The organism is Sphingosinicella microcystinivorans, assembly GCF_027941835.1.
GTDB lineage: Bacteria > Pseudomonadota > Alphaproteobacteria > Sphingomonadales > Sphingomonadaceae > Sphingosinicella.
Map to the genome: position 1 here is coordinate 410,323 of NZ_CP116005.1, position 13,219 is coordinate 423,541.

The 13,219-nt window shown below is 66.2% G+C and carries 14 protein-coding genes; 12 read left to right on the plus strand and 2 right to left on the minus strand.

Annotated features, from left to right (window positions below):
• Positions 1-13: 13 nt before the first annotated feature.
• Positions 14-487 (minus strand): Lrp/AsnC family transcriptional regulator, encoded by a 474-nt coding sequence (locus PE061_RS01840; protein ID WP_271257525.1) that lies wholly within the window; start codon positions 485-487, stop codon positions 14-16.
• A 111-nt stretch (positions 488-598) separates the two neighbouring features.
• On the opposite strand from PE061_RS01840, the gene PE061_RS01845 reads away from it, so the two are divergent.
• Positions 599-1,786 (plus strand): cytochrome P450, encoded by a 1,188-nt coding sequence (locus PE061_RS01845; RefSeq protein ID WP_271257526.1) that lies wholly within the window; start codon positions 599-601, stop codon positions 1,784-1,786.
• A gap of 9 nt (positions 1,787-1,795) precedes the next feature.
• Here the strand turns inward: PE061_RS01845 and PE061_RS01850 are convergent, their stop codons facing one another.
• Entirely contained in the window at positions 1,796-3,058 is a 1,263-nt protein-coding gene (locus PE061_RS01850) for a hypothetical protein (RefSeq protein ID WP_271257527.1), read from the minus strand.
• A 131-nt stretch (positions 3,059-3,189) separates the two neighbouring features.
• Between PE061_RS01850 and PE061_RS01855 the strand changes: the two genes are divergently transcribed.
• The 11 genes from PE061_RS01855 to PE061_RS01905 all read left to right on the plus strand — a co-directional run bounded on the left by PE061_RS01855 (position 3,190) and on the right by PE061_RS01905 (position 13,212).
• Positions 3,190-4,386 carry a cytochrome P450 gene (locus PE061_RS01855; RefSeq protein WP_271257528.1) on the plus strand — a complete coding sequence of 399 codons (1,197 nt, stop codon included), beginning with the start codon at positions 3,190-3,192 and terminating at the stop codon, positions 4,384-4,386.
• 41 nt (positions 4,387-4,427) lie between these two features.
• Entirely contained in the window at positions 4,428-6,674 is a 2,247-nt protein-coding gene (locus tag PE061_RS01860) for a TonB-dependent receptor (protein ID WP_271257529.1), read from the plus strand.
• Between the two features lie 129 nt (positions 6,675-6,803).
• Positions 6,804-7,274: a MarR family winged helix-turn-helix transcriptional regulator gene (locus PE061_RS01865; protein WP_271257530.1), complete on the plus strand. Its 471-nt coding sequence runs from the start codon at positions 6,804-6,806 to the stop codon at positions 7,272-7,274.
• The gene (locus PE061_RS01870) at positions 7,271-7,714 is read left to right on the plus strand and encodes a MarR family transcriptional regulator (RefSeq protein WP_271257531.1); all 444 of its coding nucleotides are present in this window, start codon (positions 7,271-7,273) and stop codon (positions 7,712-7,714) included. Before PE061_RS01865 ends, PE061_RS01870 begins: the two co-directional genes overlap by 4 nt.
• 99 nt (positions 7,715-7,813) lie before the next feature.
• Complete coding sequence (gene hspQ / locus PE061_RS01875) at positions 7,814-8,200, plus strand: heat shock protein HspQ (RefSeq protein ID WP_271257532.1); 387 nt, start codon at positions 7,814-7,816, stop codon at positions 8,198-8,200.
• 133 nt (positions 8,201-8,333) lie between these two features.
• A complete protein-coding gene (rplU, locus tag PE061_RS01880; RefSeq protein WP_271257533.1) occupies positions 8,334-8,816 on the plus strand; it encodes a 50S ribosomal protein L21 in 483 nt (160 codons plus the stop codon).
• A gap of 15 nt (positions 8,817-8,831) precedes the next feature.
• Positions 8,832-9,101 carry a 50S ribosomal protein L27 gene (gene rpmA, locus PE061_RS01885; RefSeq protein ID WP_271257534.1) on the plus strand — a complete coding sequence of 90 codons (270 nt, stop codon included), beginning with the start codon at positions 8,832-8,834 and terminating at the stop codon, positions 9,099-9,101.
• A 136-nt stretch (positions 9,102-9,237) separates the two neighbouring features.
• The gene (locus PE061_RS01890) at positions 9,238-9,804 is read left to right on the plus strand and encodes a GNAT family N-acetyltransferase (protein ID WP_271257535.1); all 567 of its coding nucleotides are present in this window, start codon (positions 9,238-9,240) and stop codon (positions 9,802-9,804) included.
• A complete protein-coding gene (gene obgE / locus PE061_RS01895; protein WP_271257536.1) occupies positions 9,801-10,847 on the plus strand; it encodes a GTPase ObgE in 1,047 nt (348 codons plus the stop codon). Before PE061_RS01890 ends, obgE begins: the two co-directional genes overlap by 4 nt.
• The gene (proB, locus tag PE061_RS01900) at positions 10,832-11,959 is read left to right on the plus strand and encodes a glutamate 5-kinase (protein ID WP_271257537.1); all 1,128 of its coding nucleotides are present in this window, start codon (positions 10,832-10,834) and stop codon (positions 11,957-11,959) included. Before obgE ends, proB begins: the two co-directional genes overlap by 16 nt.
• The gene (locus tag PE061_RS01905; protein WP_271257538.1) at positions 11,956-13,212 is read left to right on the plus strand and encodes a glutamate-5-semialdehyde dehydrogenase; all 1,257 of its coding nucleotides are present in this window, start codon (positions 11,956-11,958) and stop codon (positions 13,210-13,212) included. Before proB ends, PE061_RS01905 begins: the two co-directional genes overlap by 4 nt.
• Positions 13,213-13,219: the final 7 nt, after the last annotated feature.

Here is a 13,219-nt window from a genome sequence, read left to right on the forward strand (position 1 = left end):
ACCCTTGTAGCGGCTATAGTGGCCGCGGCGCGGCCCGCTTGATCGGCCGCATCACGATGCTCGACGTGATGCTCCTGACGCTCGGCAGCTTCAGCAGCGTATCCATCGTCAGGTTCGCCATGTCCGCCATGTCGCGGACCTCCGCCCGGATCAGTATGTCCTGGCTTCCCGTCAGCGCGGCGCATTCGATGATGCGGTCGTCGCGCGCGATCCTGTCGAAGAACATCTTGGCGTCGGTTTCGATGCGCTGGTCGAGGTCGACCATGATGTAGAGCGAGATGCGGGGTCCGAGCGCCGCCGGATCGACCACGGCGGCATAGCCGCTGATGACGCCGGCCTCTTCCAGCGCCCGCGTGCGCCGCAGGCACGTGGACGGCGACATGCCGACGCGCGCCGCGAGGTCGATGTTGCTGAGCCGCGCATTGCGCTGCAGCTCGCGCAGGATTTTCCGGTCACCCGGATCGAGTGTCATGGTCGATCTGGTCATTTCTGGCGCATATCTGGTTCAATTGATCCGAATTCGGCGCGAATCATGGCATATCCGGCGAGATCGTTCAATCGCCACGCCTTACTCTCACCAAGCGGCGCGGGAGGAAAAATGGCATCCGATCGACAACTTCGTCTACATATCACCGCGGACGCGCTGGACCGCGACCCGCACCCGGTTTTCGAGGCGATGCAGTCGGCACCGCCGGCGGTCTGGGTGGAGGACCTCGGCATGTGGCTGGTGGTCGGCTACAAGCACGTGGAAGCGATCCTTCGAAACACCGAGGACTTCGTCACCGGCACGCCGGGCTCGCTGATCTTCGACACGTTCGGCGAACACATGCTGACCGCCGAGGGCGCGCAGCACGAACGATTCAAATCCCGCTTCCGCGGCGCCTTCAGCCCCGCCCGCATCCGCGCTTCGATGGCGCAGAAGGTCGATGCCTGCTCGCAAATGCTCCTCGACGGTCTGTCGAGCGGCGGCAAGGCCGATTTCCGCAAGGCCTATGCAAGCAGGCTCCCCGTGCTTTCGATCCTTTCGCTGTTCGACATGCCGCTCGAAGAGGAGCCGAAGCTGCGCCTCTGGTACGACGGCTTCGAACGGGCGCTTTCGAATTTCGCGTGGCGCGAAGACGTTCGGGCGCGTGCCCACGGCTACGTCGGCGAGTTCCATGCCCTCGTCCGGCGCCACATCGCGCGGGTGCGTGCGGCGCCCGACGACAGCCTGCTCAGCGAGGTCGTCAACGACGAGAGCGACGACCGGCTGGATGACGCGGAGATTTGCAGGAACGCCTCCATCATCTTCTTCGGCGGCATCTCCACGGTGGAGGCGGTCATCCTCAATTGTCTCTACGCGCTGTGCACGCACCCCGATGCGCTCGCCGACGTGCGCCGGGACCTCGACCTGATTCCGCAGGCCATCGAGGAAACGCTGCGCTGGCTTTCCCCGGTGCAATCGGCGACGCGCCATGTCGTGCGGGACCTTTCCCTCGGCGAGTCAACGTTTCGCGCCGGCGACATCGTCAACTGCATGATCGGAGCCGCCAACCGCGACCCCCGCGTCTTCGAGGATCCCGGCGCTTTCCGGCCGTGCCGGACGAACGTCAGAAAGCATCTCGGCTTCGCGCTCGGTCCGCACTTCTGCCTGGGATCGAATCTCGCGCGCCTCGAAGCGGCCACGGCCATCCGGCATATCCTCGAACGATGCCCCGGCCTGCACCTGTCGGCCGATCACCCCACGGAAATTCGAGGCTTCGAGTTCCGGCAGCCGACGGCGCTGCATCTCGAATGGCGCACATAGGCGCCCGGTTCAATAGATCGGCGAATTCGGCTCTAGCCCCAGAATCGCGCGTCCGTGCAGCTCCGTCGCGCCATCGTAATCGTACACGACGTGGCTCGCCATCACCGTCACGTCGCGCATCGCGCGCTGGATCGGGTTGTCGAGCATGTGCGCACTTGAGCCGGACGCATCGCAGAGGATGCGCGTCGCGCGCTTGCACATGTCCATCGCCAGCGCGACCTGCGCGCGCAGCGCGATCCGTTCTGCCGGGGATGCGAGATGGTCGCGCTTTCCGAGTTCGAAATTCGCCCTGCCGACCTCGCGCAGCAGAGCCTCGGCCGATGTGGCGAGCACGGTCGCCTCGCCGAGCTTCATGTGCGCCGCCGGCTTTTCGATCTGCGATGTCGTGGTGCCGTGCATGACGCGCTTTCCGATCCGCGTCTTGAAATGCTCTGCGGCGGATCGGGCCGCGCCGACGGCGCCGATTGCCGCCGTGATGGCGAGAAACGGCGTCATCGGCATGTGATAGACGGGGTTCGCGTGGATCATGGCGCCCGGTGCGCGCCCGGCACGCATCTCGGCCATGTTCATCACCCGGTGCTCCGGCACGAAGAGGCCGTCGACGGCGATGTCGTTGCTGCCCGTTCCGCTCATGCCGTCGACGTGCCATGTGTCGATCACGCGCACGTCCGCCGCCGGCACGGCGCAGAACAGCGGGCGCGGCGGCGTCTCCCCCGGCACGTTGCCGACCACCATCACCCAGTCCGCGTGCATCACGCCGGTGCCCCATTTCCAGCGCCCGGTCAGGCGATAGCCGCCGTCGACCGGCTCCGCGACACCGGGCGGCGCCGTGGCGCCCGGCGCAACGATGTAGGGAAACGCGCCCGCGAAGGTTTCCTCCTGAAAGCCTCTCGGGAACTGCGCCGCCATCCAGTTGTGCTCGACGCAGAAAGCCGTCACCCACCCGGTCGATGCACACCCCTCGGCGAGCGGCAGCATGGCGTCGATGAACGTGTCGATGTCGAATTCGAGCCCGCCGAACGCGCGGGGCACGAAATGATAGAAGCACCCCGTCGCGCGAATCGCGTTCCAGACGCTGTCGACAGGCCGCCGCAACCGTTCGCATTCCTCCGCGTGTGCCGCGAGCAACGGCTTCAGCGCCGTCGTCCGCCGCACCAGCTCCTGCGGTGTCAGCGCATCGAGCTCTTCGCGGGTCAGCCAGTCGCCCCCGGCGGGAATGCGGCGGTCGGCGAGCGGTTCGTTCGCCGCAAGACGCACCTGATTGATGTTCATTTTCCAGCCTCTCCCCACAGGTTTTTTCGTTTGAATTTCGCGACAGGTGGTAAAGCTACTTGACGACATAGGTCAAGTCACTTTACGTTTAGTATTCTAAGAGCCCTGAAGGGCCATGCAGGGGAGGTGTTGTGGGTGAGGCGCTCCGGGTGGACCCGACGTCGTTCGAGTTCCGTCACAATAGCATTGCCATGTATCAGCGCCTGCTCCGCGAGCAGCCTGTGTGCGAACTCGAGAACGGCAGCGTCCTGCTCTGCCGGCACGCCGACGTATCTCGCGCGCTGACCGATCTCGACGCATTCCGGCGCCCCTATGAATGGTCGATGGCGAACAAGCCCGAAGGCCCGTTTCGCGAATTCGGCCGCAACAACATGATCGCGATGAATCCGCCCGACAACACGCGCTATCGCCGAGCGATGGCCCGCGCCTTCGCGCCGCGCCGCATCGCGCAGATGACAACGGACATCCAGACGACCTGCGACATGCTGATCGACCGCATGGCGGAAACCTCGGAGTGCGATTTCATACGCGATTTCGCTTTGCCGCTTCCGGTCGCGATCATCTGCCAGATGCTCGGCATCCCGATCGAGGACCAGCACCATTTCGCGGAATGGTCGGCGACGATTCTCGCAGGCATGGAAATCTCGTCGAGCGCCACGGAGAAGGCGGCCGCAGAGACGGCCACGACCGCGCTGTTCGACTATCTCGCGGCGATCGCGGAGACTCGCCGGAAGGACGCCGGCGACGATCTGATCTCGACGCTCGTCGAAGCGGCCGATGCGGAGAAGCTGCGGCGCGACGAGGTCGTGTGGGGTGCGATCACGCTGCTCATCGCCGGGCATGAGACGACCACACATCTCCTCGGCAACGGTATGCTCGCGCTCATCCGCAATCCCGACCAGATGCAATTGTTGCGGGCGCGGCCGGACCTCACCCAGAATGCCGTGGAGGAATTTCTCCGCTACGACCCGTCCGTCTACGTGCTGTTCCGCGAAGCCGCGACCGACGTGACCTTCGATTCCGTTCCGATTTCGAAAGGTACGCTGCTGGTGCTTTCGCTCGCGGCGGCAAATCGCGACCCGTTGGTCTTCACCGATCCCGACCGGCTGGACATCACCCGGCCCAACGCGAAAGCCCATCTCAGCTTCGGCGCGGGCTTTCATCTATGCCTCGGCCAGGCGGTCGCACGCGTGGAGGCGCGCATTGCCTTCGAAACCCTGCTGCGGCGGGTGGGCAGCATCGGGCTCATACATGAACCGACGCCGCGCGACGGCCTGATGTTCAAGGGAAATCACACGATGCCGGTCAGCTATAGGATGGCCGCCTGAGCCAAGAAAAAACGAAACATTCAAACTTGCGGGAGGGACGAATGAAATACGGACGCAGATTTGCCGTGACGTGCAGGGCGGGCGCAGCGGGAATCGCACTGACGGCAGCCGCAACACATGCGGCGGCACAGGGAACGGAAAGCCCCTCATCCGCACACGGGTTCGAAGAGATCATCGTCACGGCGACAAAGCGCGCGGAATCGCTTCAGGACGTTCCGATCTCGGTCGCCGTCATCAGCGGAAACATGATCAATGAGCTCGGCCTCAGCCGCTTCGAGGATCTGCAATCGACGATTCCCAATGTCCAGATCGACAATTCGCTGGGGGCGCCATCGATCTTCATCCGCGGCATGGGGTCCGGCGCATCCAATTTCTCGTTCGAGCAGTCCGTGGGCCTGTTCGTCGATGGCGTCTATTCCGGCAGGTCGCGATTCTTCACGGTTCCGCTGTTCGACGTCGCGCAGGTGGAAATCGTGCGCGGGCCGCAGGGTGCGCTGTTCGGGCGCAACACCAACGCGGGTGCGGTCAGCATCACCACGGCGAAGCCGACGGACGAGCGGTTCATCTCGCTGCGCGGCGGCTATGAGGTTCTCTACGACGGCTATTTCCTTGAAGGCATCGCCTCGGGCCCGCTCAGCGACACGTTCGGCGTGCGCGTGGCCGGAACGGTGAACCGCGAGGGCGGCTACCTGCGCAATCACGCGACCGGCAAGCGCGAGCCGGTGACCGACACGTGGTATCTGCGCGGCACGGCCGTGTGGAAACCCTCGGACGGTTTCAGCGCCACGCTCCGCGTCGAAGGCGGCAAGGTCGATCAGGACGGCGGCGTCTTTCAGCTTTTCAATCGTGGCACCGCCGCGCTCGCAGACCTGTGGTTCGCAACCGATCCCAACGCGGAGGACAATCTCGACCTCAACCGGTCGGTGATTCCGCTGCTGCCCGAATTCGATGACACGGACACGCTCAACGGGTCGCTCACGATCGAAATCCCGCTCGGCGACCATACGCTCACCTCGATCACTGCAGCCGGCGGCGTCAACAATCTGAAGAGCGTCGAATACACGGGCACGAGTCTTCAGATCGCCGCCTCGACACTCGGCGAGAATTTCGACCAATGGAGCCAGGAAGTCCGGCTGTCGTCGCCGACAGGCGGCGCGTTCGAATATATCCTCGGCGTGCTCTACACGCGGCACAAGCTGAAGACGCTTCAGGAATCCGAGTTCAACAATTTCGGCCCCTTCACGGGCGTTTCGACGCGCACGTACCATGAGCGCGACCGCGCGATCTCGCCGTTCCTCTCGGCGACATGGTCGCCGATCGAACAACTCACGCTGATCGGTGGGCTGCGCTACACGGACGAGGTGAAGCGCGGCCGCACCAGCCACGTGGCGAGCGGTGTCATCTTCCCGACCTACCTCCCCTACAGCTACAGCGGACGCAGGCACGAGAAGCACTTCACGCCGTCGCTCACCGTTCAGTACAAGCCGAGCCGTGAGCTGATGCTCTATGCCCTCTACGCCACGGGCACGAAGGCAGGCGGCTTCCTTTCCAACGACGCCACGCTGCAGGCGCGCATCCTTGCCGGCACGAACGACTACGAGTTCGAGGAGGAAACCGCGAAATCCTATGAAGTCGGCGTCAAGGCGACATTGTTCGGGGGCAAGGGCCTTCTCAACGTCGCCGCGTTCCAGACCGATTTCGACGATCTCCAGGTCTCGAACTTCAACGGCGATTTCTTCATCACCAACAACGCCGCCAAGGCGCGATCGAAAGGCATCGAGGCGGACTTCCGCGCGAACGTCGCCGAAGGCGTGACGCTCGGCCTGTCCGGCGCCTATCTCGACGGCAAGTTCCGCGAGTATCCGAACGGCCCCTGCATCGACGTTACGCCAAATCCCGATTGCAGCGCCTTGCAGACGCAGGATCTCGGCGGCTATCGCCTGCAGCGCGCGCCCAAGTGGACCGGCAGTGCGAACCTCGATGTCCGCCGGCCGATCGGCAGCGATCTGGCCTTCGGCGGCACGCTCAACGTCAACTACAAGAGCAAGTACTACGGCGGTCAGAACCTCTCCGAGTACGACGCCGAGAAAGCCTTTGCGAAAATCAACGCCCGGCTTGCGATCGGCGCCTCGGACGATCGCTGGCAGGTCGCCGTCGTCGGCCGCAACCTCACCAACAAGCTGACCAAGAACTGGAGCTTTCCCACACCGGCCTTCGGCGGCAACGCGCACACGACCTCGATCAGCCAGCCGCGGATGATCACGATCGAAGCGCAGACCCGGTTCTGATCTCGGGCGAAGGATGCAAGACCATGCCGTTGTTATTTCACGCTTCCGTTTTTGTGCCGGGCGGGTCTGGACGTCCGCAAGGCACCGGACCCATAAGGGGTTCCGCTTTCAGACGACTGGGACCCGCGCGTGCGACACCGCAATACCGAACGCCACATCATCGCCGGCCTGCTCAAGGGTCTGGACTGGTTCGACAACAGCCTGCAGAGCATCCTTGCCGACCGGGGCTTTCCGGCGGCGCACAGAACACACTCGATGATGGTCGTGCTCGTCGCCAGCGGCATCAACCGGCCTGCTGACATCGCGCGAGAACTCGGCGTGTCCCGTCAGAACATCCACTATATGGCACGGCCGCTCATCGAGAACGGAATCCTCTGCCAACTGCCCGACACGAAGGACGCGCGCGGGGCCGTGTATGCTTTCACCGAGGAATCGAAGCCCCGGCGCGATCTCGCCATGAGCGCCCTCGCCCGTCTCGAGGAGATCCTGATCAGCCGCATCGGTGCCGAGCACGTCGCCAATCTCCACAACGTCCTCGCTCAGGATTGGGGTCCGGAGGTGGAGTCGCTCAGCGACGAAGAGCTGCGCGGAACGCAATGATGCTGTCCCGCGGCGACGCTGCGAATACACGCATCGACGCTTCGCGGGGCGATCCCGTTCTCCTGCTGGACGCCGCGACGCGCGTCGTTCAGCGCGATATCTCGATGATGTTCACGCAGCTCGGCCGAAAGCTCGGCGTCAACCGGACCCAGATGCGCCTCCTCTATCTGCTGGCGCAGAACGAGAGCATGACCCAGCGCGAGCTTTCCCGAAAGCTCGCGATGCATGATCCGGGAATCACCCTCGCCCTCGGCGCGCTGGAGGGCGAAGGCTACATCGTGCGGTTGCGGCACCCGCACGACGCACGGCGCATCGTCGTCCGGCTTTCACCGGGGATGAAGACGCAGATGGCCGCTGTCGCATCCGACATCCGCGAGACCCAGAAAAAGGCCGAGCGGATCCGGTCCTCCCTTTCGCAGCTGCTTTCCCGGTCGCGCTGACGAACGGCACATATGGGGCTGGGCCCATCACGGTCGGGCACCCCGTCACGGGGCCGGCGGACCTTTGCAGAGAAGCGGCAGGCTCTTATATTCCTCCCCATGAGTACTGCGAAGTCCATTGCCGCGCCCGTACCGCGCCTCGCGCTCCCCCTCGGCGAGCCCGTCACCACCGCCAGCTTCGGCATCGGCGAGGTGGTGCGGCACCGCTTTTTCCCGTTTCGCGGCATCATCTTCGACGTCGACCCTGAGTTCGCGAACACCGAGGAATGGTGGGAGGCGATCCCCGAGGACATCCGGCCGGCGAAGGACCAGCCCTTCTACCACCTGCTCGCCGAGAACGACGACCAGACCTATGTTGCCTATGTCAGCCAGCAGAACCTGCTGCCCGACGAAAGCCGGGCCCCCGTGCTGCACCCGGCCGTTCCCGAGATGTTCGAGCGGATGCCGGACGGCAGCTATCGGCTGAAATCCCGGCACCGGCATTGATGCCCGAACCTGTGCTGAATCGGTTGACATTCGCGCCCGCCGCCAGTAGCTAGCTGCGCTTTCCGCAGGCATCGGCGTGTTTTTGCGCGCGGGTGTCTGTTGTTCAATTTCTGGGCCTAAGGTAGCCAAAGCCATGTTCGCAGTCGTGCGCACGGGCGGCAAGCAGTATCGCGTCGCCGCCGAACAGAAGATCACAGTCGACCGCCTGAAGGGCGAAGTCGGCGAAACCGTCCAGCTGGGCGACATCCTTGCCATCGGCGAGGGCGGCGAGCTGAAGGACGTGGCCGGCCAGGTCGTCTCGGCGGAGATCGTCGCGCAGCCGAAGGGCGACAAGGTCATCGTCTTCAAGAAGAAGCGGCGCCACGGCTATCGCCGTCGCAACGGCCACCGCCAGCTGCTGACGGTGTTGAAGATCACCGCGATCGGCAAGGCCGCGACCAAGACGCCGAAGGCCGCGAAGGCCGAAGCCGCTCCGGCCGTTGAAGCCGCAGCCGAGCCGGCCGAAAAGCCCGCGAAGGCCGCCAAGGCGCCGAAGGCGGAAGCCGCCGAGAAGCCGGCTGCCGAAAAGAAGGCTCCGGCCAAGAAGGCCGCCAAGGCCAAGACCGACGCCGAGTAAAGAGGAGTTTGAACCATGGCACATAAGAAAGCTGGCGGTTCGTCGCGCAACGGGCGCGATTCGGCAGGTCAACGGCTTGGCGTGAAGCGCTTCGGCGGACAGGACGTCCTCGCCGGCAACATTCTCGTCCGGCAGCGCGGAACCAAGTTCTACCCCGGCCGTAATGTCGGCATCGGCAAGGATCACACGCTGTTCGCGCTCGTGGAAGGCCGCGTGGCGTTCCACGACGGCAAGCTCGGACGCAAGTACGTCAGCGTCGACCCGATGCCGATGGCAGCGGAATAGCGAGGCGGCCCGCTTTGACAGACGGCCGCCGGGAAGGCGGCCCCTGAACAGGTGCAATCGCACAGGGAAAGGGAGATGGGTCGCCATCTCCCTTTTTTCGTCTCTCCCCTTCCCGATCGGGCAGATGGAGCGAGAGATGTTTGCACGCACGAAGCGGCTGTTCCTGAGGCCGGCCTGGCCGGAGGACGCCGATGCGCTTGTCGCCGCGATCGCCGACGAAGCGATCGTCCGCAACCTCGCGACAGCGCCGTGGCCCTACGGCATCGACGACGCGCGCGAGAAGATCGCGCACGACGCGGAAACCCCCGCGCATGAAGCGAGCTGCCTCGTCTTCCTGCGCACGGCGGGCGCCCCGGAACTGGTCGGAAGCGTCGGTTTCGGGCGCTGGAACGACAAGATCGCGATCCCCGAGATCGGCTATTGGGTGGCGCGCAAGCACTGGGGCAAGGGCATCGCCGTGGAGGCCGCCGAGGCTGTCCTCGAAGCCGCTTTCCTGGGCGTCGGGAGCGACATGCTGGGCGCGGGCCACTTCATCGACAACCCGGCTTCGGGCAAGGTTTTGAGAAAGCTCGGCTTCGTGCCCACCGGCGAGATCATCCCGTACCCTTGCCGCGCACGCGGCTGCGAGATCGATTCGGTCGAGTACCGCCTGTCACGCGAACGCTGGCTAGATCGCGTCGGCATGTATAGGGAAGCCGCATGAAGTTTCTCGATCAGGCGAAGATCTACCTGCGCTCCGGGGCCGGCGGCCCCGGCGCAGTGTCGTTCCGCCGTGAGAAGTTCATCGAATACGGCGGGCCGGACGGCGGCAACGGCGGCAAGGGCGGTGACATCGTGTTCGAGGCGGTGGACGGCCTCAACACGCTCATCGACTTCCGCTATCGCCAGCACTTCAAGGCGCCGCGCGGGGAAGGCGGCGCAGGCCGCAACCAGACGGGCGCGTCGGCCGAAGACCTCGTGATCCCCGTGCCCGTGGGCACACAGATTCTGGCCGACGACGACGAGCATTCGCTGCTCGCCGACCTCACCACGGTCGGCGAGCGCATCACCTTCCTGAAGGGCGGCATGGGCGGGCGCGGCAACGCCTCCTACAAGACCTCGACGAACCGCGCGCCGCGCCAGTCCCAGCCCGGCGTTCCCGGCGAGGAGATGTGGGTGTGGCTGCGGCTAAAGCTGCTGGCGGACGCGGGCCTGCTCGGCCTGCCGAACGCGGGCAAGTCCACCTTCATCAACGCCGTCACCAACGCCAACGCCAAGGTCGGCGCCTACCCCTTCACGACGCTGAAGCCGCAGCTCGGCGTCGTGCTGCACCGCGACCGCGAGTTCGTGCTCGCGGACATTCCCGGCCTCATCGCCGGCGCCGCCGAGGGCGTGGGCATCGGCGACCGCTTCCTGGGGCACATCGAGCGCTGCCGGGTGCTGCTCCATCTCGTCGATGCAAGCGCGCCCTCGCCCACCAAGGCGTACCGCACCGTTGTGGACGAACTGGAGGCTTACGGCGCCGGTCTTGAAGACAAGCCGCAGGTCGTCGCGCTCAGCAAGATCGACCTCATCGACGCGCGCGGGCGCGCCGCGAAGCAGCGCGCGCTCGAAAAGGCCTGCGGACACAAGGTCCATCTGGTTTCCGCGGCGACCGGCGAGGGGTTGACCGAGGTTCTCGATGCGCTGCTCAAGGAAATCGGCGAGCCTGCGCGCAGCGGAGCGACGAAAGCGGCGGACAAGACAGCAGCATGGTCACCGATCTGAGCCCCTTCTCGCCCGGCAACTGCAAATGTCTGGTCGTCAAGGTGGGCTCGGCCCTGCTTGTCGACGAGGACGGCAAGCTGCGCCGCGAATGGCTGCAAAGCCTCACCGCCGACATCGCCGCCCGCCGGGCGCGCGGCCAGCGCATCGTCGTGGTGTCGTCCGGCGCGATTGCGCTCGGCGCGCGGCGGCTCGGGCTTCCCAAGGGCGGACGCGCCTGCCTCGAGGACGCGCAGGCCGCTGCCGCCACGGGACAGATCCTGCTCAGCCAGGCGTGGGCTGAACTGCTCGGCGACAACGGCATCACCTCCGCGCAGATGCTGCTGACGCTCGGCGACCTCGAGGATCGGCGCCGTTTCCTGAACGCCGCCGCCACGCTCGAACGCCTGCTCGGCCTTGGCGTCGTCCCCGTGCTCAACGAGAACGACAGCGTCGCGACCGAGGAAATCCGCTTCGGCGACAACGACCGGCTCGCTGCGCGTGTCGGGCAGGCAGCCGCGGCGGACGGCGTACTCCTCCTCTCCAACATCGACGGGCTCTACACGGCCGATCCGCGCGGCGACCCGGACGCGGAACTCATCGCGCGCGTCGACGACATCGACGCCGTGCTGAAGCGCGTGACGCTCGGCGAAAGCGCCGCGATGGGCTCGGGCGGCATGGGCGCGAAGGTCGCCGCCGCGCGCATCGCCTGCAAGAGCGGCATCCCGCTCGGCATCGCGCAGGGCACCGGCCTCAATCCGCTCGCGCGGCTGGAGGAAACCGGCCGCTGCACGCTGTTCGCCGCCGTTTCGGCGAGCCGCGCGCGCAAGGCGTGGCTCGCGGGCCGCCTCACCTCCGCCGGTCGCCTCACCATCGACGCCGGTGCCGTGAAGGCCCTCCAGCGCGGCGGCAGCCTGCTCGCCGCAGGCGTAAGGCAGGTGGACGGCAAGTTCGCGCGCGGCGACGCAATCGAGATCGCCGACGAGAGCGGCCACGTCCTTGCACGCGGCCTTGCGGGCTACGATATCGCCGATGCACGCGCCATCGCGGGCAAACGGACGGAGGCGCAGGCGGACATCCTCGGCTATGCGCCGCGTTCCGCCATGGTACACAGGGATCATCTGGTTCTGCTATGAGCGACATCGAAGCCCGCATCGCCGACATGGCCATCGCCGCCCGCGCCGCGTCCCGCACGCTCGCGGCGACGCCGACCGTGCGCAAGGCCGCTGCATTGAAGGCCGCCGCGAAGGCCATCCGTACCGCTGCGCCCGCGATCCTCGCCGCCAATGCCGAGGACATGAAGGCTGCCGAAGCGCGCGGCACGTCGGGGGCGATGCTCGACCGGCTACGGCTGGACGAAACCCGTCTCGAAGGCATTGCCGCAGGCGTCGAGGCCGTCGCGGACCTCCCCGACCCCGTGGGTGCGTCGATCAAGGAGTGGACGCAGCCGAACGGCCTCAAGTTCGAGCAGGTGCGCGTGCCGCTCGGCGTCATCGGCATCATCTACGAAAGCCGCCCGAACGTCACCGTGGACGCGGGCGCGCTTTGCCTGATGTCCGGCAACGCCTGCATCCTGCGCGGCGGATCGGAAGCGCTCGCCACGTCGAAGGCGCTGCACGCGGCATTCATCGCGGGAATCACCAGCGAGGGCCTCCCCGCCGACGCCGTGCAGCTCGTGGACACCCCCGACCGCGCCGCCGTCGGCGCGATGCTGGGCGCGGCGGGCCTCATCGACATCATCATCCCGCGCGGCGGCAAGGGCCTCGTCGCGCGCGTGCAGGCGGAGGCACGCGTGCCCGTGCTCGCGCATCTCGACGGCATCTGCCACGTCTACATCGACCGCGACGCCGATGCGGACAAGGCGGAGGCCATCGCGCTCAACGCCAAGCTGCGCCGCACCGGCATCTGCGGCGCCGCCGAGACGCTGCTGATCGACGAGGCCGCGGCGGCGACCGGCGCGCGCGTGGTGAAGGCGCTGCTCGACGCGGGCTGCGAGGTGCGCGGCGACGACGCCGTGCGGGCCATCGACCCGCGCGTCGTGGCCGCGGACGACGCCGACTGGGGCACCGAGTATCTCGATGCGATCATCTCCGCGAAGGTGGTGGACGGTGTCGACGGTGCGGCAGAGCACATCGCCCGGCACGGCAGCGCCCACACCGAGAGCATCGTCACCGAGAACGCCGAGACCGCGAACCGCTTCCTCGCGGGCGTGGACAGCGCCATCGTCATCCACAACGCCTCCACGCAGTTCGCGGACGGCGGCGAGTTCGGCTTCGGCGCGGAGATCGGCATCGCCACGGGCCGCCTCCACGCACGCGGCCCGGTCGCGCTCGAAGGGCTCACCACCTACAAGACCATTGTGCGCGGCGACGGGCAGGTGCGGCCCTGAACGCGGC

Coding starts and splice junctions, on each gene's coding strand:
- PE061_RS01840 (WP_271257525.1), bottom strand. CDS start 487: ATGACCAGATCGACCATGACACTCGATCCGGGTGACCGGAAAATCCTG.
- PE061_RS01845 (WP_271257526.1), top strand. CDS start 599: ATGGCATCCGATCGACAACTTCGTCTACATATCACCGCGGACGCGCTG.
- PE061_RS01850 (WP_271257527.1), bottom strand. CDS start 3,058: ATGAACATCAATCAGGTGCGTCTTGCGGCGAACGAACCGCTCGCCGAC.
- PE061_RS01860 (WP_271257529.1), top strand. CDS start 4,428: ATGAAATACGGACGCAGATTTGCCGTGACGTGCAGGGCGGGCGCAGCG.
- PE061_RS01870 (WP_271257531.1), top strand. CDS start 7,271: ATGATGCTGTCCCGCGGCGACGCTGCGAATACACGCATCGACGCTTCG.
- hspQ (WP_271257532.1), top strand. CDS start 7,814: ATGAGTACTGCGAAGTCCATTGCCGCGCCCGTACCGCGCCTCGCGCTC.
- rplU (WP_271257533.1), top strand. CDS start 8,334: ATGTTCGCAGTCGTGCGCACGGGCGGCAAGCAGTATCGCGTCGCCGCC.
- rpmA (WP_271257534.1), top strand. CDS start 8,832: ATGGCACATAAGAAAGCTGGCGGTTCGTCGCGCAACGGGCGCGATTCG.
- PE061_RS01890 (WP_271257535.1), top strand. CDS start 9,238: ATGTTTGCACGCACGAAGCGGCTGTTCCTGAGGCCGGCCTGGCCGGAG.
- obgE (WP_271257536.1), top strand. CDS start 9,801: ATGAAGTTTCTCGATCAGGCGAAGATCTACCTGCGCTCCGGGGCCGGC.
- proB (WP_271257537.1), top strand. CDS start 10,832: ATGGTCACCGATCTGAGCCCCTTCTCGCCCGGCAACTGCAAATGTCTG.
- PE061_RS01905 (WP_271257538.1), top strand. CDS start 11,956: ATGAGCGACATCGAAGCCCGCATCGCCGACATGGCCATCGCCGCCCGC.